Here is a 24,761-nt window from a genome sequence, read left to right on the forward strand (position 1 = left end):
ATGAAGATAAGATCAATGAAATATGCTTTATTGGCACTTGGTGTCGCGGTTACCCTTTCCTCGTGCCGGAACGATATTATAGATACCGTGTCCACTGACGAAGTGCAACTGAAAGTGCTTCCCTCCATAAGAGAAATGGGTACAACTGAAATTCATACCCGGGCAGGCGGTACTTCGTTTTTCGAAGATGGAGATGAGATAACTGTTACGGTGACTACCAATAGGGCTGTCAACCCTGAGAGCAATCATCTTTACAAATATACCGCAGGTACGTTTGAAGGAGACTTCTTTTTCCGTCCCGATATGACCTATATCACCGAATTGGTGGCATTATGGCCGGCAGATGGCTCTCCGGGGAGACAAGAGGTGATCACCGACCAGCGAAAGTATGTAGATTACAAACAGGCAAACCGTTTGAAGGCCGAAGCCGATGCGAATAATATCATGCCTACCGCCGCTCCCGTGCCGCTGTTGTTCAAGCATGAACAGAGCCGGATCACTTACCGGTTGGCGGGACAGAACGCAAACGGGTTGATCATCAAGGAGCTGCTTCTTGAGTTGGATGATGAGCGGCCGGATCCCGAGGGATTGGGTAAAAAAGGTTTCTGGGCCTATTGCGGCGATGGCACTGAGGATCCTGAAGAAGTAGGAAAAGGGGCACTGAATGCACGGATGATTCTGCCTTCAGATATCCAATTCGGTCCGAATCTCAGTGATGGCGGTAGAATGAGAGTTGGATTAGTGACGGTGGGTACTGCGGGAACTGCGGCAAATGATTATCGCGGTTTGATCTATATTCCCAACAGCACCCATATTATATTGAAGGAGAATACCGACTATTTGGTAACCCTCACACCCGAAGGATACGATCTGTACGCCACCATTACGGTCGGAGGTTTCAGCCAGTCTGAGGGGCATGTGGCGGTTCCCTATCAATTGCCGATATGGAATGCCACCACCGACAAATATGATATCACTACCGTTGCGCAGCTGGTTACCGTGTCGTGGCTGTTGAGCAGTGAGACGTTCAGCCCGGAATGGGATACTGCAACGGATTGGGCAGGTAGCCAATTCAGTATCGCAGTCCCCATCGTGGTATCTGACAAGGTGCGGGCAGAAGCTGACCGTTACCTGAAAGTGTCGGTTCTAAAAACCAATATTGGAAAGTTTGAGAATACTGATAACGCCACCTATTCTGATGGTACCAAGGTCTTCGATTAATGTTGAAAGTTTATAAATAGAGATAAGTATGAGACATATTATATATTATGCATCAGCCTTAGTACTGGTATTGGGCCTCGCCGGTTGCGACAAATCCGACAATCCCGGCTTCGGTGATGATATGCAGCAAGTCGACGGTATCGTGCTGGGATTGGGAGAACTCACCGAGACATCCGCCGGGAGGGAATTATCCGCACAAGCTATGACCAGAGCCACCGTGGGCGGTGTTTCGTATGCCGTCAACACCATCGAGGATCCTACCTTTACTCATGGCACCAATCTTACTACCGCGAGAGGAAGCTGGAAGTTGGATCTTCATCTATTCAATAATGATATAGCCTCGTCGGTAAAGTATGCTGACGGATCTTTCGATGGAGGGGAATATGATGGCGGAGTAGGGGGTTGGATTCCCAATCCGTACAGGCAACTTCTTTTCCCTAACTATTTCCATCCTGATGCTGAAGCTTGGCTCTATCCAGTTTCAAAAGAAGCAAGCGTGGTAATGGACCAGTCGGCAAAAGCAGATTTTCTTGCTCAGGACTTACTGTATAGGCCCAAAAGCAAGTTGACCATCGAGAAAAAAATTACAGTACAATTGCAACATCAACGGGCAATGATCAACTTTAGGTTCGAGGATATTGTACGGAGTGATATTGATGAAGGCAGTGTGCGTGTCCGGTTAGGCAGTGATGTTTACACGCCATATAACGTAAGGACGGCAGGTGTTTTGGAATGTATGCTTATCCTGCCGGAAACAGTATCTACATCGGCCGGGATGACAGTGGAATACAGTACGAAGGGGAATCCTCTCCAACAGCCTATCCAATATGTTCAAAAAGTCACCTTGAACAACGATGCTGCATTGGGGCGCAATAACTGCTACTGCTTTACCCTTTCGGGAAAGGAGATGAAGATCTCACCCGTGATCATTGTGAACTGGGTGACCGGTGAGCCTGTGTCGGGAGAATATGTGGCGGTCACCGCCTATCCCACGTTCAAAGGCCCTAAGAATACGGATTATTACTTCTATTACGATAACAAGTTGACGGCAGACGGAACCCTTGCCGGTACTCCGAAATTGCAGAAAATCAATTTCAATAACGACGGAGAGTGCACCATTAAACCCGATGGACGGCTTATCACTCATATCTTTAAAACCGCAACTCCGTCCGAAGCGGATTGGAGCACATACGAGCTGGCTCCGGCGGATCGTATAACATTGGGAGGATATACTGCAAAAATGTATATCGATTTAACAACGATAATTGCTGATATTGACGCAAGATAATTAACGCAGGCGGTCTTTTCCGCTTGCCTGTAGGGTAAGTCAGATAAGAGAGGCTGTTTTCAGGTATAACCTGTATAACAGCCTCTCTTTCCTAATTTCGAGACAGGGACACCCTGATAGCCGTGTTCTGTACTGCTCATTATCTTTAGTAAAAGACAGAATTATCTATTTTCTTTACAAATTTCTCGCTCACAATGTATTGTGTAGCTATAATATTCAAAATGTGGCATCCGCCTATTACAATGTCGATTTGTCGATGTTACCGTGTAATGGACAAAAACCTGAAAGATCGGTCGGAAAAATGTTGTTTCATTTTCCGGTAAATGATCGGAAAGCCCATTCCCCTTCCTTTGGTCAGACAAACTCATCCTTTAAGGTTTTCACCCATTTAGACAGACGCTCTTCGGTCATATCGTATTCGTTATCCTCATCAATAGGAAGTCCCACCCATAGGCCGTCGATCACGGCGGTAGAATCGTCGTAGGTATAACCCTCATCCGGCACCCCACCGACAATTTTGGCCTTGTCGCTTATCTCGTCGTAAACCACTTTCATCGATTCTGCAAAACTGGTGGAGTAGGAGGCACTGTCGCCCAGTGCGAAGATGGCTACCTTTTTCCCGGTGAAATCTATTCCGGCGAAAGAGGGAAGAAAGCCTTCCCAATCATCTTGTAAATCACCAATACCGGTAGTGGATGTTCCTACCACGAAATAGGAGTAATCTTTTATTTCATCGATGGAGACATACTCCACATTATATAAGTCGGCATTACCATCGAACAGGTCTTGCACCTGCCTTGCCACAGATTCCGCGTTTCCGCCCGATGATCCGTATAAAATGGCTATTTTATTCATTTTTTTCTGTAATATTTCTGTAATATTTTTATAAATGTTCCACAATAGTTCCACAATAGATGAGCAGTAACCCCATGGATTTACACTAAACAACCTAAAAAGAATATTGTTTATTTTTGCCATTCGCAAATATCTTTTGCAAATAAGCGGAAAAGTGCTATTTTTGCACTTCTATTTGGCTCTGTAGTTCAATGGATAGAATAGCGGTTTCCTAAACCGTAGATCCGGGTTCGATTCCCGGCGGAGCTACAAAAAAATTTTTTCCTTTTACCTTGTCCTGCTTGTTGTCGTTGTGCGTTTCGCATTGTCCGATTTTCAGGTTCCCGTCGTATTTGCTTCCCATTTCCACCTCTAAAAAATCTGAAACGATATCGCCTTGCACCCATCCGGTAGTTTTTAAGATAAGTTCTTTACTTTTGACAGTACCTTTGATATGCCCGAAGATAATGATGTTGTCGCTTTGCAAAGTGCCTTCTACGTCTGCTTTTTCCCCCAGGATAATGCCTTGTTTCGACGATATGTTTCCTTCCACTTTCCCGTCGATCCGCACAATACCCTCTCCATGGATATCCCCGTTGAAAATCATATCGTTACCTACCACTGTGGTAATAGGCAGTGAATCCAACTTTGAAACTCCGGGATCCTTTTTTCTTTCTTCTCTAGCCATAACTTTCTGCTTTTTTTTCAAAACTGACATATTTTTTAGGATCAATTCTCTTCCCGTGATTAATGATTTCATAATGTAAATGTGGGCCTGTACTTCTTCCCGAACTGCCCATCAACCCGATCAGTTGTCCACTGTTCACATGATCCCCTGTCTTCACATTGATTTGCCAGAGATGGGCGTATAATGTCTGGAGATTTTTCTCGTGTTCAATGATCACACATCGTCCGTATCCGCCTTTATAACCTGCAAAAGTGACAATCCCGCTACCGGTGGTTTTGACGCTGTCTCCCACCTGGCCTTTAAAATCTATACCGGAATGAAACTCCGAGTTCCTTCCTGTGAACGGATTACGGCGATACCCAAACCCGGAGGTCATATTTCCGTCGGATGGTTTGCCTATAGGTGCGGAATTCAATGTTTCCTCCAGCCCAAGCAACTGTTTTTGATAAAAATCGGCAAATTCATTAATGAGGACGATGTCAAAATCAGCGCTTATTCCCCCCGCATTTTCCATTCTCAATTCTTCCAATCCCCTGTCCTGAAGGAATAAATTAATGCGGTACATCCCCGAATCAATGGTTGCAAAAGCGGTAAGAGCTTTCTGAAGATCAATCTGGCTCTGGACAAAATTTGCCCTTTCCAGCCTTTCCAGATAAAATCTGCTGGTGTTCTGATAGACCAGAAAGCCGGAGACCAGAATAAAAGAGATGATAAGCAACGAGAGAAACGCCGCGTATTTCCGCCAGTGGACAATGATGTGGGTGGGCACCTGACGGACTTTACTTGTCTTCTCTTTGGAATTAACAATTAGAACAGAGGTTTGATGTTTCATTGCCAAAGGTTACGAGTTTTGAGTAAATTACAGCAAAATAGCCGGATAGATACCAATTTATATTCAAACGCATTGATTACGAGGTTGGTATGTTGAAAGTTCCGTTGAAAAACACCGGACTACCAAGCAAAAGTAGCCATAAAATAGTGGATTAAATAGCTGATTACGATTTTTTAATGGACGTTTTCTGTCGCTTTTTGAGTTAAACTCTACGACAGTTTCGTAATTTTTTTTGTTGTGACAAGTCGCAAAGGAATTATTGCTGATCACGTCATTTACGGGTATAGTGTGCTAATATGCTTAATAATAGATAATTAAATAGAGTCGTGGAAAAATGGATAAAAAGAATTATTTATTGAGGCTGTAAAGATAAATTAACCATAGGTATGTTATGAAAGTTTAAAAGCGCTGTTTTTTGAGATTATAAAAATAGGCGGAATAGTATGTGGTCGTATGATTTCGAATATTTTAAAGGCATGGGATGAAAAAATGATTATCTTTGTTTTTTATCATTTATTTAAACGGCAGATAATCATGAGGTATAGTAGGTTTTTAATCTTGTTGAGTGTTATTTCGATCACGTTTTTAGCTTCTTGTAATGGTGCGAAGAAAACATCCCAGCCCGAATGGGTGCAGCTCTTTAATGGTAAGGACTTGTCGGGGTGGATACCCAAAATTACGGGGTATGAAGCAGGTGATAATTTTGGAAATACCTTCCGTGTGGAAGATGGAATGATCAAAGTTCGTTACAACGCTTATGATTCGTTTGATAACCGCTTTGGGCATTTGTTCTATCAGGATGAGTTTTCTCACTACAAACTCCGTGTGGAATATCGTATAGTAGGGCTTCAATGTCCCGGTGCACCTGATTGGGCATATAAAAATAGTGGTATTATGATCCATGGGCAAACTCCTGAATCAATGGAAATAGATCAGGATTTCCCTACTTCCATCGAAGTACAATTACTTGGAAGTGATTCTCTGGTAGAGCGTACCAATATGAATGTTTGTACTCCGGGAACCAATATTGTGATGAATGGCGAGTTGATTCTCGATCATTGTATCAACTCCTCTACCGGGTATTTTTATGGTGAAGAGTGGATTACCGCAGAAGTAGAGGTGAGAGGGAATGATGTGATAAAACATATTATCAACGGTGATACCGTACTTCAGTATACGCAGCCGCAACTGGATGAACGAGATGAGACTTATCCTTTATTGATTGACCTGAACGATGGAGATAAGATGCTGAGCAGTGGTACCATCTCCCTGCAGAGCGAAGGGCATCCGATTGATTTCCGGAAAGTAGAGATTATGGTACTGGAGAAATAGCAGGGAACGGATTTTTATGCCGGTGTATGGGTTATTGTATAATAAAAAAATCCCGACTCTCCTTGAAGCGGGATTTTTTTATTATGAGGAAAGCAATGCTTCCTTTTATTTACAATTTCGGGCCGTAAGCAACGAGTGCTTTTCCGGCTTCATTTCCGGTGAACTTGTCGAAGTTCTTGATGAAGCGAGCGGCGAGGTCTTTCGCTTTGGTATCCCATTGCGAAGCATCGGCATAAGTGTCGCGAGGATCAAGGATCTTGGAATCAACACCGGGCAGTTCGGTAGGTACTTCAAAATCGAAGTAAGGAACTTTCTTGGACGGTGCTTTGTCAATCGATCCGTCGAGGATAGCATCGATGATACCACGGGTATCCTTGATGGAGATACGTTTTCCGGTTCCGTTCCATCCGGTATTGACCAGATAGGCTTTTGCACCCGATTTCTCCATTTTCTTCACCAGTTCTTCTGCGTATTTGGTGGGGTGGAGCGAAAGGAATGCTGCACCGAAGCAAGCTGAGAAAGTAGGAGTGGGTTCAGTGATACCACGTTCCGTACCGGCCAGTTTAGCGGTAAACCCTGACAGGAAGTAATACTTGGTCTGTTCAGGAGTAAGGATAGATACCGGAGGCAATACACCGAAAGCGTCAGCCGAAAGGAAGATTACCTGTTGAGCGGCGGGCCCTTTTGATTTGGGCTTCACGATATTTTCAATATGATAGATAGGATAGCTCACACGGGTGTTTTCAGTCACCGAATTATCGGAGAAATCAATCTTGCCGTTTCCATCTACAGTCACATTTTCCAACAATGCATCGCGTTTGATGGCGTTGTAAATATCGGGTTCGTTTTCTTTGCTCAGGTTGATAACCTTTGCATAGCAACCGCCTTCGAAGTTGAATACACCGTCATCATCCCATCCATGTTCGTCGTCTCCAATCAAAAGACGTTTCGGGTCAGTTGAAAGGGTTGTTTTGCCGGTACCGGAGAGTCCGAAGAATACAGCTGTATTCTTGCCTTCCTTGTCGGTGTTGGCAGAGCAGTGCATTGAAGCAATTCCTTTTAACGGAAGTAAGTAGTTCATGTAAGAGAACATACCTTTTTTCATTTCACCACCATACCATGTGCCACCAATCAACTGCATTTTTTCGGTCAGGTTGAAAACGGTAAAAGTTTTGGAGTTCAGTCCCAATTCTTTCCAGTTTTCACCGGCGTCGGTTTTGGATGCGTTTATTACCACGAAATCAGGTTCGCCATAATTGGCCAATTCTTCTTCGTTGGGGCGGATAAACATATTCTTAACGAAATGAGCCTGCCATGCCACTTCCATGATAAAGCGGATTTTCAGACGGGTATTTTCGTTGGTGCCGCAGAAAGTATCCATCACAAACAGTCTTTTTCCGGAGAGTTCTTTGGCGGCAATTTTTTTCAGTTCCTGCCATGTGGCCGGAGTGATGGGTTTATTATCGTTTTTATATTCATCGGAAGTCCACCAGATAGTGTCTTTCGATACATCGTCCATTACGAAGAATTTGTCCTTGGGCGAGCGGCCTGTATAGACACCGGTCATTACGTTTACGGCGCCCAATTCGGTTACCTGACCTTTTTCAAAACCTTCCAGTTCCGACTTGGTCTCTTCTGTGTAAAGCTGTTCGTATGATGGGTTGTGTACAATTTCTGTCACACCCGTGATGCCATACTTGCTTAAATCTAAATTTGCCATCTTAATAAAATTAGGGTTTAATATTATGATTATAAAACTTGCTTGTGAACTAACGCTTTCGTTAAGCAAAACGTGCAGAAACCAAACTCGTTTGGATGGTGCCGTTGTGGGGAAACGACCCACTTTAGTGAACCTAAAACAGGCATGCAAAAATACATAAATTCTTTAAAACAGAAAAATAATTAAAGAAATTTTTCTTTAATTGGCTGTTTTTTTATCCACACAATACAATTCAACAAAAAAACATGCCAAAAGTTTAGTCAAATACGGAAAATCATTACCTTTGTTTTCCGGAAATAATTACTTTATTCAGTCAGTTACGGTACCCGTTTGTTTTGCCGCGTGGCAGACTGGAAGAAATAAAAATCGATTCATATAATGGAAGTAAATAACTTTTCGGACAGTAATTCTTTACTTAACTCTTTTATCCGTGAAATAAGGGATATCACTATTCAGAATGATCGTCTCCGGTTCCGTCGAAACATCGAGCGTATTGGGGAGATTATGGCTTACGAAATCAGCAAAGGGTTTAATTATAAAAATATTGAGGTTACTACTCCCCTTGATGTAGTGGAGGTGAGTGTACCTGAGGAGCAGGTGGTAATCGCCACTATTCTCAGGGCGGGGCTTCCGTTTCATCACGGAATACTGAATTATTTCGATGGGGCAGAGAACGCTTTTGTCTCAGCCTACCGGAAATACAAAGAAACGGGTCACCAGTCGTTCGACATTCATATCGAATATATTGCTTCACCCTCCATAGAGGGCAAGACGCTGATTCTGGCCGACCCGATGCTGGCCACGGGGAGCAGTATGGAATTGACCTATAGGGCGCTGCTTACCCGGGGAACCCCAGCGCATATCCATATAGCCACTATTATTGCCAGTAGGCAGGCGATCGATTATTGCAGGGCTAACTTCCCGGAAGGGAAAACAACTATTTGGGCTGCTGCCATTGATCCTCTTCTCAATGAGTCTGCATATATCGTGCCGGGTATCGGAGATGCCGGAGATCTTGCTTATGGGGAGAAGATCTAATCGTAAAAATTTTTTTCAAAAGCCCTGAATTCCCTTTTTTTAAGGATTAACCTTTTCCATGCGGCGGATAGAAATCCCGTGCCGTAGCCTGTCAGCTGAATCCAGGCTGCAATAATGCTATAAGCTGCTACACCGAATGAATTATTTTTTATAAAGGAGTCAATAAAGACTAACAATGAATAAAACAGAGGAATAAATAGAAAGGGAGGGTAGAAAAGAGATAAAAGAAAGCAGAAGGCTATACCAACGACAAAAACTGAAGGTAATAAATGTACAGCCTTGAGTGACCTCGGATGTGTAAGATGCAAATTAATTCGTGCGATGCCGGAATTGTATACCTGTTTGAAAAATTGGGCGAAAGTGCTTCTTCTTTTATGATAGACATAAGCTCCGGGAATAAGCGTAGTATTGAAGTCCTTTTCCAATAGACGTAAGCTAAAATCGATGTCTTCCCCGAACCGCATTGTCCCATAGCCGCCTAACATGTCAAATGCTTTTTTGGAAACACCCAGGTTAAAACTCCGGGGATTGAATTTTTCCATCGATCTCCTCCCTCCACGAATGCCGCCGGTAGTAAGGAAAGAGGTCATAGAGTAATTGATTGCTTTTTGGATGGGGGTGAAGGAGGGCAATGCTGCATCAGGCCCTCCATAAGCATCTGCAAAATGTTCTCCGAGAAAACCGGAGACGGTCTCAATGTAATGAGGAGGGATGATACAATCAGAATCAAAAAAAATCAAATAATCATATTTTGCTCTCATTGCACCTGCATTTCTGGTGAGGCCCGGACCAGAATTGGGCTTTTCGAAATAGGTGAGATCGAGCCTGTCGCAGTATTTTTCCACCACGATGTTGCTTCTACGGGTTGAGCCATCTTCTACGATGATTACCTCGAATCGTTTATCGGTCTGTTCGCAAAGACTCATAAGAAGTTCGTTCACTTCTTCGGGACGGTTATAGAGAGGAATAATGATCGAAAAAAACATAAGCTATACTCATTTAAGCGACACAAAGTTAATTATTTTATTTCAATGGAACTTATCATGATGAGAATAGAAGGCGAAATGATATAAAAGAAAAAACTGTTAAATAAATGTGAAAATCATTGAATATTTAAAAAAAAGGAATATCTTTGTTTTTTCGAAGAAAATTTGATTTTGTTGTATTGCAAGCGTTGTCGTAAGAAAACAATAATAAGCATGGGGAAAAGTTGTCAGCTATATGATAAGATGCTCTAGAATAATTATTTACTTGCTTGTTTTATATTCCGTCCTATCATGTAAAAATGGAGAAGGGATGATCATCAGGGGGGAGATTTCAAATCTTGAAGTTCCTTATATTCTGGTGACCTATCTTTCTGCCGATACACTAGCTATCGATACCGTCCGCGTAAATACAAAAGGAAAGTTCAGTTACACCAACCAAATTGACACCCTTACCTCTTTTTCTCTCTATCTGAATAATTATGAGAGTGCCGCCGTCGTTTTTGCTGATAAGGGAGAGACCTTAAAAGTGAAGGGTGATGCGCTTTTGCCGGATTTAATAGAAGTGAGTGGAAATGAGATCAACGATGATCTTATTTTGTTTAAAACCCAAAACCGGGAACTACTTATGCAACGGGGACAATTGTTATTGAACCTGAGTAGGGAATCTCAATCAGATACTATTACCAATAAGTCGATGATACGCCATGATGAAATGACTAAGTTACAACTGCTTAATCATGAATTGACATCACAGGCGGAAGAGTTTGTCAAGGCTAATCCAACCAAGCTTTCCAGTCTTATCCTAATTAATAATTTTTTCATGAACAGTGATAATCCTTCAGCCCTAGAGAGGGTTTTGGGCTATTTGAAAGGAGATGTGGGCAAAACAGAATATGCAGCCCAGCTGAAGTTTTATTCTGAAAAGATCAATCGCTCTGCTGAAGGTGCGCGGATGCCTTATTTTATGCTTAAAGATAAAGATGATAAAAATATCTATTCCCATGATTTCAACGGAAAATATCTTTTACTTTCATTTGTTTCCACTGCAGGAATAGAGTCGCGTGAGACGATCGATCTGCTGAAAGAAGTTTATCAGGTGGTAAATAAAGATAGTGTAGATTTCCTCACAATTTACATCGATTCGGATGTTTACCCGTTGGATTACCTGGAGAATGATTCTATTCCATGGAAGGTGGTTCCGGAAAAGAGAAGCTGGGGTGCAGATATTGTGGATGCGTACAATGTGCAATATATACCTTTTAATATTCTGATCGCTCCCGACGGGAATATCAAGGTACGCAATATTCCCGCCCAGGGAGTAGCGGATGCAATCAGAAATTCTACTACGGAAGAAGATTGAATGTAAGAAAAGTCTTGGTAACATGCTGGTCAAGTTATTTGGAGCGGCAGTACAAGGGATCGAAGCTACGCTCATTACCATTGAGGTGAACTGCTCGAGAGGGATCAGATTTATGTTGGTAGGTCTGCCCGATACCTCCGTAAAGGAGAGTCATGAGCGCATCGTCTCGGCGATCGAAGTGAACGGATTGAAATTTCCCCGTCGGCAAATTGTTGTCAATATGTCTCCTGCCGATATCCGCAAGGAGGGGTCAGCGTATGATTTGCCACTTGCCATTGGTATTCTTGCTGCTTCCGGTTCCGTATCCACTGATAAGCTGGGTGATTACCTGGTGATGGGTGAACTATCGCTTGACGGAACGATTCTCCCTTTGAGAGGGGCATTGCCTATAGCATTGATGGCGAGGGAAAACGGTCTGAAAGGATTTATCCTGCCCGGGGCAAATGCAAAGGAGGCAGCCGTAGTGCAAGGACTGGAGGTCTATGGTGTGAATAATATCCGGGAGGTGGTAAGGTTTTTCAATGGAGAATCAAATGTGCCTCTCACCAGTATAGATATTCAGAGGGAATTTTTGGAGAATCGCTCTTCCTTTGAATTTGATTTCTCCGAAGTGAAAGGGCAAGAAAATGTAAAACGGGCCCTGGAAGTTGCCGCTGCCGGAGGGCATAATATTCTTATGGTTGGGCCGCCCGGATCCGGCAAGTCGATGATGGCAAAACGAATGCCCTCTATCCTTCCACCATTTTCTTTGGAGGAGGCAATTGAAACAACCAAAATCCATAGTGTCGCAGGAAAGACAGGATTCAACAACTCATTGATGACTAAACGTCCTTTTCGCGCCCCCCATCACACCATTAGTGATGTAGCCATGGTGGGCGGAGGTTCTTATCCACAGCCGGGCGAGATAAGCCTGGCACATAACGGTATTTTATTTCTCGACGAGTTGCCCGAATTCAGCAGGAATGTGCTCGAAGTGATGCGGCAACCGCTGGAAGACCGTAAAATCACTATTTCACGTGCTAAGTTTACAGTGGATTATCCGGCTGGATTTATGATGGTGGCGGCGATGAATCCCTGTCCCTGCGGATATCATAACCATCCCGGTAAGGAGTGCGTATGTCCGCCGGGAGCGGTGCAGAAATACCTGAACAAGGTGTCCGGCCCATTGCTTGACCGGATTGACATACAGATTGAGATTATACCTGTTCCCTTCGGGAAGATATCCGATGATACGCCGGCGGAACGGAGTATTGATATTTGTAAACGGGTTGTGAAAGCACGGGAAATTCAATTGCGCAGGTTCAAAAATAGAATCGGCGTCTTTTGTAATGCACAGATGAATGGAAAGATGCTGCGTGAATATGCCCTTCCTGACCGGACCGGATTGAAGTTATTGCAAACAGCCATGGAAAGATTACACCTTTCTGCCCGCGCCTACGACCGTATACTTAAAGTCTCACGTACTATTGCCGATCTCGACAGCAGTAAACAGGTGCAACCATCTCATCTGGCAGAAGCGATTAGCTACCGGAACCTTGATAGGGAGGGCTGGGCGTTATAAAGAGGAGAAATGGTTACCTCTTTTCAAAGTGATGATCATCGTAGTATTTTGTAAACGAGTGCCCCCACCGGAAGCCAAGTTTACGGAATTTATTGACGACGGGGTGGTCAGAATGGAATGTGCCGTTTACAGTAGTATCTGATACTGCCCTTTCGGGTTGGTTGGGGCGCTTTTCTGTTTTCCAGCGCACAGGATTAAACCGGGGGTTGATGTCGATAGCCATTCCTGTGGCATGTTTGGAATAAGAAGTATTTCGGTAACAAAAGCTATAACTGTTGTTGTCGTTCATTGATAGACTGTCGTTCCAGTTGTATTTTACAATAGGAATTGCTTTCTCCACCACAAATCCCTCTTCCATCATAAACCTGAAAATTGTCCTGATATCCCCGGCAATTATTTTGTTAGAAAGGATTTGTCCACGGTGAATCCTTCCATCGGTGGAGAGATAAAATACTTCAAAAAGAGCTAATTGGTCAATAATTTCCCGGGGTGCTCCAGTACCGGATATCGCTTCTTCAAAACTATAATCAGCATCAACAATTGTGTCTTTATTTATTGATGTTGGTTGAAACTCTTCTTGTGGTCGGGAAAATCGGTAGTGAGTGATTGTAGTGTCTGCCGGATTTTCTGATGCTGTGAATGGGCTTTTTCCCTTTTTATTTTCCGTGCATGCAAAAAGAGTGAGAAGAATATATAAAAGCGAAAAGATAATTTTCATTAGGGAAATCTCGTTTAACATTTTCAACCGGTATGTTACAGGTTTTATCTCTTACATACCTGTAAGCATGGTTGTTAACTCAGTTCTAAGCCAAATTCATCTGAAAGCTTTTGAAGTGAAGGATTTTTTTGTACCATCTCTTCGAATATCTCGTGGGAGGTTAGTGCTTTCTTGATGGCGTTTCCTTCCGCGATGCGGATAGTCATGGTGATATCTCCATTGTCCAGTTTCTCTCTCAGAAAAGAGAGAATGGAATTGGCATGATCCGTAAGATATTGTTTGTTTAGTTCCGTATTTACCTCAACCTCAAACACCGTTTCACTCAGCATTTTAGGAATATAGAGCGACATTGTATTCTTAAGAAGTTTCTCTTCTTCTAATTGTCGGGCATAATTTTTCCATGCATTGACGAGTTCTTTCTCGGTAAAAAGGTTGGTTCCGATATGGTATGTAGCAGGACCCGTGTCAGGAGTTTCTTCTTCTCCCTTATTGGTGAGGGACGCAAGGGATACACCCATTCCGGAAAGCGAAACGGTTCTCTTTTTTAGTGGCGCTGCTTTTTCTGCCGGTTTCCGTACGTTGCTTTCCGCTACCGGTTTTTGGGTACTATTTTCAACTGTCTTTTGCGTGCTGTCTTGAGCCGGGGTTTGCGATGAAACAGATTCTTTATCGGGAATTTTTTCCTGTATAGGATTCTTATGTGTTATCCTCTCCTTAGCGGTTATCGGTTCAATGGGACTTTTTTTTTCCGTCTTTCCGGAGGACGCACCTTCCGGTTTTTGTAGCTGGCACAGTCTTATTAGAGCCAATTCTACAAGCAGGCGTTTATTTTTACTTAATCGATAATTCAAGTCACATTCGTTTGAAATTTCGATAGCATTGTAAAGGAATTCATTGCTGCATTTTTTTGCCATCGTTATGTACCGTTCCCGGATGGATGCGCCCACCTGGAAAAGTTGTGCCGTTGCCGGGTCCTTACATACCAACAGGTCGCGGAAATGATTAGAAATACCGCTGATAATGTACTGGCCTTCAAAACCCCTGTTGAGGATATCGTTCAATATCAGTAGGCATTCAGTGACATTGGCATTAAGAATGGCATCTGATAATTTGAAATAATATTCATAATCGAGTACGTTAAGGTTCTCGATCACTGCCTGGTAAGTGATATTTCCACCGGTATAGCTTACTGTCTGGTCGAAAATAGAAAGCGCATCGCGCATTCCTCCATCGGCTTTTTGAGCAATGATATTCAATGCTTCCGGTTCTGTCTTTACCCCTTCATGATCTGCCACATATTGCAAATGTGCTACCGTATCGTGAATGGTGATGCGGTTGAAGTCATATACTTGGCAACGCGACAGGATGGTGGGGATAATTTTTTGTTTTTCAGTTGTTGCAAGAATAAAGATGGCATGAGCGGGTGGTTCTTCCAGGGTCTTCAGGAAAGAATTGAATGCTGCTTGTGAGAGCATGTGTACCTCATCGATGATATACACCTTGTATTTACCTATCTGCGGCGGAACCCGTACCTGGTCGATAAGATTGCGGATATCATCCACCCCGTTGTTAGAAGCAGCATCCAGTTCATGGATATTATAAGAGCGTTGTTCGTTGAATGCCACACACGATTCACACTCGTTACATGCTTCATGATCGGCTGCAGGATTGAGACAATTGATCGTTTTCGCAAAGATGCGGGCGCAGGTAGTCTTTCCCACACCTCTGGGGCCGCTGAAAAGATAGGCATGTGCCAGTTTATTACCGGCAATCGCATTTTTCAGCGTTGTGGTAAGTGCTTCTTGTCCCACTACTGAACGGAAGGTGGAAGGTCTGTATTTTCTTGCGGAAACAACAAATGTATCCATAAATATATCGGGCAATTGTAAAAGTAAGGTTACAAATATAGTGAAAGCCAAGTGAAATGCCAAACTTTTCCGAGGCGCATCCTAGTATTATGGAAATATAGTGAAAGCCGAGTGAAATGCCGAATTTGTTTGGAAATGACTTAATTTTCATGTATTTTTGGAGCTATAATTAGGAATAAGAATGAAATATATTTATTCAATTTTGCTTTTTGGAGGAATGGTATTGATGACAGGTTTATCTTGTCTCTCCAGTAAAAAAGCGCATTCAGAGCTGTCTGAGGAGGAAGTGGTGATTCCTCCTCAGAGCATTGTACCAGATACGTTTGTGTTGCCTCAGATGCCGGTCACAATTAAAGATACTGATGAGAGGGCTAAATATCTGGTAATGCATTATTGGGATAGGTTCGATTTTACAGACAGGAGCCTTATCTGGCGTCCCGAAATTACAGAGCAGGCTTTTGTGGATTATATCAATATCCTCGGCTATGTGCCCAAAAAAGATAGCGATGCCTCTCTTTCATATACATTGCGCAAGGCACAGATTGATACGGTAATGCTTGTCCATTTCATGGAATTATTCGAAAAATATTTATACGACCCCAACTCTCCTTTTCGCAATGAAGAATATTATTTATCTGTATTGGGAGAGGCTACGAAATCTCCGCAATTGACAGACGAAATCCGTTCCCGGTACGGGTTTCAATTCGAAATGGGTATGAAAAACCGCCTTGGGGAAAAAGCCAATGATTTTTCTTATACGGTCTCCTCGGGAGAATCATTCCGGTTATATGACCTGAAGAGTGAATATACCCTTTTGATGTTCATTGATCCGGACTGTAGTACTTGCGCTGCTGTGACGCAGCATCTCGATAAATCGAAAGAATTGAATAGCGCATTGGCATTGAATAGTCCCACACGCACCATGCTCACTGTGCTTGCCCTTTATCCCGATAAGAATCTGGATGAGTGGACTGCCCGCATTTCTGATATACCGGCCAGATGGATATATGCATATGACAAGACGGCTGAGATCATAGGAAAAAAACTATACGATATACGTGCATATCCTACGCTCTATCTCTTAGATAAGGATAAAAAAGTGATACTGAAGGATACCTCTGTTGAATTAATCGAATCCTTCTTTTCCCTACATCACTGATAGGCGGAATTTATAGGTGATTGTCTCTTTTTTGTAATATATTTATATTCAATTATTTGATGGGTGGAAGGAACTAAAATTAACATTTGAGAGTGATTTTTTTTGATGAAATTATTCATTTATAAAAAAAGTGACGTAATTTTGCCCAGTCCAAAAATGGGGTGTTTAGCGAAAGGCCCTATCAGTTAAGGGATTCAGACTATTGCGTGAAGCCGTAGCTTTATCCGAATACTAACCAAACTCAATTTTTTATGAAGTATTTGAGCTTTTGCCTTGTATTGGTGATAACTCTTGTGTTATCGGCCGGTTCGGTAAAAACAGGCTTACCTTCTTTCGGGTACTATCCTGGAGAAATGATTCCCGATATTGTATTGAAGGATGCTGAAGGTAATTCCCGAAACCTGCATGATTATAAAGGCAAAAAAGTAGTGGTCAATTTCTGGGCCACTTACCATGCGCAATCCAGAGCGAACAATGTTCAACTCTACAATTATCTGCGAAAGAATAAAAGTGATATTGAATTCGTTTCAGTCGCTTTCGATGAAAACAAGAATGTAGTGGAAAGGACGTTGATGTTGGATAAGCTGGAGAATATATCTCAGTTCTATGAGATAAGGGGAACCAGTTCAGAAGTATATAGAGGTTTAAAGCTGAACGAGGGGTTTCGTAGCTATTTAATAGATGAGAACGGAGTAATCATCGCGATGAATGTCACTCCCGAAAATTTGAAGACAATCCTTTGAGTGAATATTGAATTAAAAAACGGGTATCGAAATAGTTTCGGCACCCGTTTTTCTATTTAGACGGTAGACTTAATCCGCCCTGTTTTTTGTTTCCGGTTGATGTGGAGTTATAACCGTCATTTATTTGGCTTTACCCTGGTTAGCCACGGCATCCATCAGTTTTTTGATTTCTTCCGGATCGCCGAGGAAATAATCTTTTTGCAAATTCATATTATCATCGAATTCGAAAACATAAGGAACCGCAGTGGGCAAATTCAAGCTTACAATATCTTCGTCGGAGATATTTTTCAGATGCTTGATGATGCCGCGCAGGCTGTTACCATGGGCAGCTACGATCACTTGGTTGAATTTTTTCATTTCCGGAACGATGGTATTATTCCAGTAGGGGAGAATACGTTCTACGGTATCTTTCAGTGCTTCGGTGAGAGGAAGGTCTTTTTCGTCTACCCCTTTATAACGAGGGTCCTGAAACGGAGAACGTTCGTCTTCCCTGTCAAGTGGCGTAGGAGGGACATCATAGCTGCGACGCCAGATAAGTACTTGATCATCACCATATTTTTCTGCCGTTTCTGCCTTATTGAGTCCTTGTAACATACCGTAGTGCTTTTCGTTCAACCGCCAGGTTTTTTCTACCGGTATCCAGTCCAGGTCCATCTCGTCAAGTACTACGTTCAATGTTTTTACAGCCCTTTTCAGATAGGAGGTATAGGCTTTTTCAAATTGGAAACCTTCTTTTTTGAGCAACTTACCCGCTTTATGTGCTTCTGCAATTCCTTTTTCAGAAAGATCGACATCAGTCCATCCTGTAAATCTATTCTCTTTGTTCCATACGCTTTCGCCGTGGCGAATCAAGACTACTTTCTTCATACTGATTTATATTAATTATAAATTGTTAATTGCTGATTACCAATTATCTCTGGGGGAGATAGAACGTTGTTTTAGGAGTGGCAAGGTGGTTAGGATTACATCCCAATTCTTACATCCCAAATCCAAAGCCCTAAGCCCCGGCTCTTTAATTTTTCTGCAAAACTACACAAATTTAACCTAATTACAGGACGATCGGCTTGCAAATTTATTAAAAAGGTATATCCTTCACACACTCTCTGCTTTTATCTTCTTCTTCCATCCTGTTCAACAGGCGCAGCTGTATGGCCAACAAAAAGAGGGAAAGGATGGTGGACAGCGTGTCTGCTACGGGCATGGCGATCCATACACCGTTTAATCCCCATAAACGGGGAAAGATGATGATAAAGGGTACTAAGAAAATCAACTGGCGGCTCAGGCTTTGTATGATTGATTTAACCGCATAGCCCAGGCTCTGGAAGAAACTGGATGCTACTATCTGTATTCCTACCAGCGGAAATGCCGCAACAGTAATCCGTAGCCCTTTTTCGGTAATTGAGAGTAGTTCCGGGTCGGAGGTGAAAATTGATGCGAACAGATGGGGAAAGAACTGGCCGACAAGGAAGGTTGCCGTGGTAATTATGGTAGCTACTTTCATTGAGTAGAAGAGGGTCTCCTTTACTCTTCCGAAGTTACGTGCTCCATAGTTGTAGCCGATAATAGGCTGTGTGCCCTGGTTCAATCCCATAATGATCATCATGAAAATCATAATAACTGTGTTGATGATCCCGTATGCGCCTACTGCCATATCGCCCCCGTAATGCAGGAGGGAAGTGTTCAGCAGTACCGCTACTGCCGATCCGGCTACCTGCATGCTGAATGGAGAAATTCCTATCGAAAGGATGGATGCGGCGATTTTTTTGTTGAAGCGTATATTTTTCCACCGGAGACGGATCAGACTGCTTTCTCTGGTAAAATGGTTCATCACGAACAGCATTCCGACGAACATGGAAATCACCGTAGCCCAAGCCACTCCCTTTATCCCCAGATCAAACACATACAGGAAGATGGGAGTAAGGATGATGTTCAGTATAGCACCAATCAGCATAGTAATCATTGCCTTTTTTGGATAACCCGAAGAGCGCATCATCGCATTGTAGTTGTAGCACAAGCTCACGAACACATTCCCCAGTAAGACGATTTGTAGGTAGTCACGTGCGTAAGAGATAGTAAAGTCGCTGGCACCGAATGCCCTGAGGATGGGGTCGAGATAGATCAGCATAAGGGTGATAAATATGGCATTGAGCAAGATCGTAATCAATAATGAAATGCCGAGTATCTTCTCTGCGGTGATCCTGTCTTGTTTTCCGAGGCTGATGGAAATACGGGTTGCTGCACCTGCGCCAACCAACATTCCAATGGAGGAGGCAAGATTCATCACGGGGAATGTAATGGCAAGACCGGAAATAGCCAAGGCACCTACCCCCTGTCCGATGAAGATACGGCCGATTACGTTATACATTGCTGTGACCATCGTTCCCACGATACCGGGGAGAGCGTAATCCCATACTAATTTACTGATTTTCTTAGTCTGAAAATCCTGTTCTCTTATTGATTGCAATTTCTTTGTTTTAATACCCCGGGCGAGCCATTGCTTCGTCCTATTTTTTCGTCATAATATCCAGCACCAGTTTATCAGTTTCCTGCATCCCGCTATTGCCGATGCGTGCCAGATTTTCTATGGTGCGGTCGATATCTTCATCGACGATTCCTTCCTTGGAGGTGACCACTTCGTCTTCCATAGCCATCACAGCCGATAGGGCAGCCGTCGATACTCCGCTGGCAATTTTAAGCGCACAACCCGGTTTGGCACCATCGCAGATCATGCCTGTGATGTTCGCGATCATATTTTTTGCCGCATACACGATTTGTTCATAGCTGCCTCCCATTAAGTAAGTAATTCCACAACTGGAACCTGTAGAGGCTACTACACAACCACAGAGGGCTGAGAGCTTGCCTAGTTGCTGTTTGATATAAATAATCAGCAGGCTGCTCATCGTCAGCGCACGTATCAGTTGTTCGTCGCTACACGACTCACTTTCGGCATAGGTAAGGACAGGCATAGTGGCGGCTATTCCCTGGTTGCCACTGCCGGAATTGGTCATTACCGGTACCAAACCTCCGTCCATCCTCATGTCGCAGGCGCCTGCAGTTGAGATTATCATGCGAGTATGTAAGTTGTCACCAAATACATGAAGTCCGTTTTGGTTCTTCAGACTACCCGCTACATTATGTCCATAGCTGTGAAGCATTGCCTGTCTTGATGCATTCCTGTTCATCCGGGCAGCTTCCAGTATGAAAGAGAGTTCTTCGAGGGGAGACTCAACAGCATATTCATATACTGTGCGGAAGTTTAGCGTTAAGTTGTTTTCAGCATCTTCCTCCGGATTTCCTGATACAGGCTTATCGAGCAGTACTTTCCCGTTTTTCTCTATATAAGTGAAATAGTTATGGTGGCCGGCAATAGTAGCAACAGCTGATTCCCCGGCCGCGCTGCATCGGATATTGATATATAGTTTATCGGTGATACCGGTCTGTTGGTGAATTCCTATTCTTTCCTCTTCAATGAAACGTTTTCCTTGCTCTACCTGTTCATGAGTTACATTCTTTAATAATTCGAGTTCTTCTTCCGGTTTGCCCGTCAATGCGCCTAAAGCGATGGCAATAGGCAGTCCTGTCATACCCGTACCCGGAATACCTACGCCCAATGCGTTTTTCAACACGTTGCCACTCAAGTATGCCTCTATCTTTTCTGCTTTTCTTCCAAGCACACTACATGCCTTGGCGGCACAAAGGGCCACGGCAATCGGTTCGGTACACCCGACAGAAGGTACTATCTCCTGACGCATCAGTTGCTGAATGTGGTTTCTTTTATCAATAGATAGCATAAGACAAATGCAAAATAATGAGTAATGTAACAACAAAATTAGTCAAAATTCCTCAATGATTGAAGGAGAATGGTGGAAAATTGGGTGTGATGATGTGATAATTCGATGATATCGGAAAAGTTAAAGGTTTGGTATTTTGAATAATTCATTTTATTTTTGGAATATAAACCTGATAACTATGCCTGACAAGGAAGAACTATTGCATTATATATGGAAATTCAGGCTTTATCCTGCCGATTCGCTTGAGACGACGGATGGACAGAGGGTGGAGGTGATTGATCCGGGCATGCATAACCTGCATGCGGGTCCCGATTTTTTTAATGCCAAGATAAGGATCGGTGATAAAATGTGGGCAGGTGATGTGGAGATTCACCGTGCTTCGGATGAATGGGAACGGCATGGTCATCATATTGATAAGGCATATAATTCGGTGATTCTTCACCTGTCGGGACGTGTGAACAGGACGGTAGTCAATGAGAGAGGCCAACAGATTCCCCAATGCGAATTAAAAATACCGGAAGATATACGGAAAAATGCAGATTATCTTCTCTACAGTAACGTCTCTCTTCCCTGTAAGGATTATCTTTCTTCACTACCGGCAACATTTGTATATTCTTTCCTTGATAAACTGGCTATTGAGCGACTGGAGCGGAAAACTAAGGACATTTATGCGCACCTTGATCGTTTTTGCCAGTCGTGGGATGACGTATTCTATGTGCTGCTTAGCCGTAATTTCGGATTTGGAATTAATGGTGATGCATTTGAGCGGCTTGCTCTGTCATTACCGTTTAAATATGTCCGTCGTCATGGCGATAGTCTATTACAGGTGGAGGCATTGCTTTTTGGACAGGCAGGGCTGTTGGAGACCGGAGGACTGCGAGAGAGGGAAACGGGAAGACCTGAGGATAGGGGAGTTGGGGAGAGTGGACGACGAGGGGAGTGGGCGACGAGGAGACCTGGAGACCTGAGGACTGAGGATGATTATTTTCTGCAGTTGCAAGATGAATATCGTTTTCTGAAGACCAAGTATTCGCTGATACCGCTGGATAGTTATCTCTTCAAACGCATGAGGATTCGTCCCCATTCTTTCCCTGAATTACGGATTGCACAACTGGCCGCATTATTACAATCATCCGGTCGCTTCTTCTCCCATCTGTTGGAGCGGAAAAATGTCAACGAGTGGATGCCGCTGTTCGAAGTATCTCCCTCTATCTACTGGCACACCCATTATTCTTTCGGGAAGCGGTCTTCCGAATCGACCGGGCAATTAGGGTATGCGTCACGTCAGATTTTATTGATCAATACAGTGGCACCCATATTATTCTCCTATGGTCAAAAAACCGGTTCAACCCACTATTGTGATAGGGCAATTCTCTTGTTAGAGTCGTTGAAGCCGGAAAAAAACAGTATTGTGTCTGGTTTTTGGGAGGCGGGTATAATTCCCCGTAATGCCTTAGAATCGCAGGCACTTATACAACTTCGAAGTGCTTATTGTGATTTGCGGAAGTGTCCTTTCTGCAGAATAGGATATAGAGTTTTGAGTTGTAAAAAATGAAAAAATGGTATGATACTGCGTAAAACATTGTACATTTGCGTTGAAAACAGCATTGAGATATAATGTTACATAGAATTTTCAGACCTCTTATATGGTTGTTTCTTCTCATCGGAATTGCCGCTTTGTATCATTCCTGTGCGAATATGGCTGCACCTACCGGAGGGCCTCAGGACTATGATCCACCGGTAGTGAGAAGGGCTTCTCCCGACTTTAATTCACTGAATGCTTCTCCTACCAGGATCGAGATAGAATTTGACGAGAATATCAAGATCGAGAAGCCCAGCGAGAAGGTGATCGTAACCCCTCCGCAGAAGAATATGCCAGTGATCCGCTCTGCAGGGAGAAAAGCAATTGTGGAACTTAAAGATACCCTGTCGCTGAATACAACTTATACTATCGATTTTACCGATGCTATTGCAGACAATAATGAAGGCAATCCGCTGGAAAATTTTGTCTATTCCTTTTCTACCGGTGACCGGCTTGATACCTTATCTATTGCCGGGAAGGTGCTTACCGCTCAAAACCTTGAACCCGTAACGGGAATCTATGTGGGCATCCATTCCAATCACAGTGATACGGCATTTACGCATATCCCTTTCGAGCGGATTTCCAGAACGGATTCACGCGGGAAATTCACCGTTAGGGGAATGGCTCCCGGAAAATATAAGGTATTTGCTCTGGATGACTTGAACAGGGATTATAAATATGATAACCCGCAGGAAAGTATTGCCTTCCTGGATTCCATAGTCATACCATCTACTATGCCGGCTGTACGGCAGGACACAATTTTTCAGGATAGCCTGACAATTGATACGGTTCGTACAGTTCATTATACCCGTTTTACCCCGGATGATTTGGTCCTTTATTCTTTCCTTTCGGATTTTCAACGGCAATACTTACAAAAATATGAACGTCCTGAAGCACATAGAATCAATCTTTTTTTCTCTGCCCCTACAGAGAAACCGTCATTTTTCTTATTAAGACCGGATAAGAGAGGAGACGATTGGTATGTGACTGAACGAAGTGCTAAAAACGATACGCTCATGTTATGGATCACTGATTCGCTGGTATATCGACAGGATTCGCTGAGTATGCAAATCAATTATATCCGTACCGATTCGCTCAATAAAAACTATATCGCCACCGATACACTCAATTTTAATATGCGGCGAAAGGGGCACGATCGGGGCGGGACCGAAAAGAAAGAAAAGAAAAAAGAAGAGGAAGAAGAACAGCTCACATTTTTAAGTGTGAAGACCAATGTCCAATCAACATTTGAGTTGTTCAATCCCGTGCGGATAGAGTTTGAACATCCCGTCGTTGCTTTCGACACTACCCACGTGCACCTGCTGGCTGAAATCGATTCACTGTTTGAACCTATTCCTTTCCGACTGGAATCTGATTCCCTGAATCCCCGCAAGTTTACTCTGCGACCTCGTTGGACACCCGGCGGAAAATACAAGATACTGATCGATTCGGCGACAGTTACCAGCCGTTATGGAATTTGGAACAATAAATATGAGCAATCCTTCACCGTGAAACCCTTGGATCAGTATGGAAATTTGGAAATCGCCATTTCCGGATTGCCTGAAGGGAAGCCGGCTTTCGTGGAACTGCTCGACAAGTCGGATAAACCTTTTCGAAAAAGCGATGTCAAAGCGAATAGGGCAAGATTTCAGGATCTGCCTCCCGGTGAGATTTATGCACGTATTGTAATAGATGAAAATGGCGATGGTGTATGGACTACCGGTAATTATGAAGAGGGGCGGCAGCCGGAGCAGGTGTTTTACTATCCCGGAAAATTGGTTATAAGAGCTTTCTCTGATCATGAACAGGATTGGAACGTCAATGCAACGCCCGTGATCAATCAGAAGCCAGAGGAGATAACCAAAAATAAACCGCAAGAGAAAAAGCGGCTTACTCCGGATCAGGAAAGAGAGCGGCAACGGCAGCAGCAAAACCAGCAGAATCCTCCTTTTTCCGGAACAGGTGGAGGTATAGGCGCCGGGAGCTCTTCCAATATGATGCAGCAACCGGGAGGAATGCGATATTGAATCACCTGTTGCA

The 24,761-nt window shown here is 43.4% G+C and carries 20 protein-coding genes and 1 tRNA gene; 11 read left to right on the plus strand and 10 right to left on the minus strand.

Annotated elements, in window-relative coordinates; translation table 11 throughout:
* Together B4G81_RS09360 and B4G81_RS09365 are read left to right on the plus strand one after the other, a co-directional pair.
* Window positions 1-1,221, plus strand: a complete 1,221-nt coding sequence (locus B4G81_RS09360) for a fimbrillin family protein (RefSeq protein WP_294081843.1) — start codon at window positions 1-3, stop codon at window positions 1,219-1,221.
* Window positions 1,222-1,249: 28 nt separating this feature from the next.
* Window positions 1,250-2,509: a hypothetical protein gene (locus B4G81_RS09365; RefSeq protein WP_294081845.1), complete on the plus strand. Its 1,260-nt coding sequence runs from the start codon at window positions 1,250-1,252 to the stop codon at window positions 2,507-2,509.
* A gap of 354 nt (window positions 2,510-2,863) precedes the next feature.
* Here B4G81_RS09365 and B4G81_RS09370 read toward each other — a convergent pair whose 3' ends face one another.
* Window positions 2,864-3,364, minus strand: coding sequence for a flavodoxin (locus B4G81_RS09370; protein WP_294081848.1), 501 nt, complete (start codon window positions 3,362-3,364; stop codon window positions 2,864-2,866).
* Between the two features lie 177 nt (window positions 3,365-3,541).
* On the opposite strand from B4G81_RS09370, the gene B4G81_RS09375 reads away from it, so the two are divergent.
* Window positions 3,542-3,613 (plus strand) — tRNA-Arg (locus B4G81_RS09375).
* Here the strand turns inward: B4G81_RS09375 and B4G81_RS15340 are convergent.
* On the minus strand, window positions 3,576-4,103 hold the full coding sequence (locus tag B4G81_RS15340; RefSeq protein WP_414703187.1) for a bactofilin family protein: 528 nt from the start codon (window positions 4,101-4,103) through the stop codon (window positions 3,576-3,578). The genes B4G81_RS09375 and B4G81_RS15340 overlap by 38 nt on opposite strands.
* Window positions 4,024-4,863 (minus strand): M23 family metallopeptidase, encoded by an 840-nt coding sequence (locus B4G81_RS09380; protein ID WP_294081850.1) that lies wholly within the window; start codon window positions 4,861-4,863, stop codon window positions 4,024-4,026. Before B4G81_RS09380 ends, B4G81_RS15340 begins: the two co-directional genes overlap by 80 nt.
* 534 nt (window positions 4,864-5,397) lie before the next feature.
* Here B4G81_RS09380 and B4G81_RS09385 point away from each other — a divergent pair.
* Window positions 5,398-6,195 (plus strand): 3-keto-disaccharide hydrolase, encoded by a 798-nt coding sequence (locus B4G81_RS09385; RefSeq protein ID WP_294081852.1) that lies wholly within the window; start codon window positions 5,398-5,400, stop codon window positions 6,193-6,195.
* Window positions 6,196-6,304: 109 nt separating this feature from the next.
* Here B4G81_RS09385 and pckA read toward each other — a convergent pair whose 3' ends face one another.
* Window positions 6,305-7,915, minus strand: a complete 1,611-nt coding sequence (gene pckA / locus B4G81_RS09390) for a phosphoenolpyruvate carboxykinase (ATP) (RefSeq protein WP_294081854.1) — start codon at window positions 7,913-7,915, stop codon at window positions 6,305-6,307.
* Window positions 7,916-8,293: 378 nt separating this feature from the next.
* Between pckA and upp the strand changes: the two genes are divergently transcribed.
* Window positions 8,294-8,953, plus strand: a complete 660-nt coding sequence (upp, locus tag B4G81_RS09395) for a uracil phosphoribosyltransferase (RefSeq protein WP_294081857.1) — start codon at window positions 8,294-8,296, stop codon at window positions 8,951-8,953.
* Here the strand turns inward: upp and B4G81_RS09400 are convergent.
* On the minus strand, window positions 8,950-9,939 hold the full coding sequence (locus tag B4G81_RS09400; RefSeq protein ID WP_294081859.1) for a glycosyltransferase: 990 nt from the start codon (window positions 9,937-9,939) through the stop codon (window positions 8,950-8,952). The two genes, upp and B4G81_RS09400, sit on opposite strands and share 4 nt — an antisense overlap.
* Before the next feature lie 310 nt (window positions 9,940-10,249).
* Between B4G81_RS09400 and B4G81_RS09405 the strand changes: the two genes are divergently transcribed.
* Window positions 10,250-11,299 (plus strand): thioredoxin-like domain-containing protein, encoded by a 1,050-nt coding sequence (locus B4G81_RS09405; protein WP_294081861.1) that lies wholly within the window; start codon window positions 10,250-10,252, stop codon window positions 11,297-11,299.
* A 22-nt stretch (window positions 11,300-11,321) separates the two neighbouring features.
* Window positions 11,322-12,860, plus strand: a complete 1,539-nt coding sequence (locus B4G81_RS09410) for a YifB family Mg chelatase-like AAA ATPase (protein ID WP_294081863.1) — start codon at window positions 11,322-11,324, stop codon at window positions 12,858-12,860.
* A 13-nt stretch (window positions 12,861-12,873) separates the two neighbouring features.
* Here B4G81_RS09410 and B4G81_RS09415 read toward each other — a convergent pair whose 3' ends face one another.
* The gene (locus B4G81_RS09415; protein ID WP_294081864.1) at window positions 12,874-13,578 is read right to left on the minus strand and encodes a M15 family metallopeptidase; all 705 of its coding nucleotides are present in this window, start codon (window positions 13,576-13,578) and stop codon (window positions 12,874-12,876) included.
* A 74-nt stretch (window positions 13,579-13,652) separates the two neighbouring features.
* The gene (locus tag B4G81_RS09420) at window positions 13,653-15,446 is read right to left on the minus strand and encodes a DNA polymerase III subunit gamma/tau (RefSeq protein ID WP_294081865.1); all 1,794 of its coding nucleotides are present in this window, start codon (window positions 15,444-15,446) and stop codon (window positions 13,653-13,655) included.
* A gap of 181 nt (window positions 15,447-15,627) precedes the next feature.
* On the opposite strand from B4G81_RS09420, the gene B4G81_RS09425 reads away from it, so the two are divergent.
* Window positions 15,628-16,605 (plus strand): DUF5106 domain-containing protein, encoded by a 978-nt coding sequence (locus B4G81_RS09425; RefSeq protein ID WP_294081866.1) that lies wholly within the window; start codon window positions 15,628-15,630, stop codon window positions 16,603-16,605.
* 251 nt (window positions 16,606-16,856) lie between these two features.
* On the plus strand, window positions 16,857-17,348 hold the full coding sequence (locus B4G81_RS09430) for a TlpA family protein disulfide reductase (protein WP_294081867.1): 492 nt from the start codon (window positions 16,857-16,859) through the stop codon (window positions 17,346-17,348).
* 120 nt (window positions 17,349-17,468) lie between these two features.
* Here the strand turns inward: B4G81_RS09430 and gpmA are convergent, their stop codons facing one another.
* From gpmA to B4G81_RS09445, 3 genes are all read right to left on the minus strand, one after another.
* Entirely contained in the window at window positions 17,469-18,215 is a 747-nt protein-coding gene (gpmA, locus tag B4G81_RS09435; RefSeq protein ID WP_294081868.1) for a 2,3-diphosphoglycerate-dependent phosphoglycerate mutase, read from the minus strand.
* A gap of 208 nt (window positions 18,216-18,423) precedes the next feature.
* Window positions 18,424-19,812, minus strand: a complete 1,389-nt coding sequence (locus B4G81_RS09440) for an MATE family efflux transporter (protein ID WP_294081869.1) — start codon at window positions 19,810-19,812, stop codon at window positions 18,424-18,426.
* Window positions 19,813-19,852: 40 nt separating this feature from the next.
* Window positions 19,853-21,139, minus strand: coding sequence for a serine dehydratase subunit alpha family protein (locus B4G81_RS09445; RefSeq protein ID WP_294081870.1), 1,287 nt, complete (start codon window positions 21,137-21,139; stop codon window positions 19,853-19,855).
* Between the two features lie 136 nt (window positions 21,140-21,275).
* Between B4G81_RS09445 and B4G81_RS09450 the strand changes: the two genes are divergently transcribed.
* Window positions 21,276-22,694 carry a DUF2851 family protein gene (locus tag B4G81_RS09450; protein WP_294081871.1) on the plus strand — a complete coding sequence of 473 codons (1,419 nt, stop codon included), beginning with the start codon at window positions 21,276-21,278 and terminating at the stop codon, window positions 22,692-22,694.
* A 62-nt stretch (window positions 22,695-22,756) separates the two neighbouring features.
* Entirely contained in the window at window positions 22,757-24,748 is a 1,992-nt protein-coding gene (locus B4G81_RS09455; RefSeq protein WP_294081872.1) for an Ig-like domain-containing protein, read from the plus strand.
* Window positions 24,749-24,761: the final 13 nt, after the last annotated feature.

It is taken from the genome of Proteiniphilum sp. UBA5384, from assembly GCF_002410825.1.
In the GTDB taxonomy this organism is placed as follows: Bacteria; Bacteroidota; Bacteroidia; order Bacteroidales; family Dysgonomonadaceae; genus Proteiniphilum.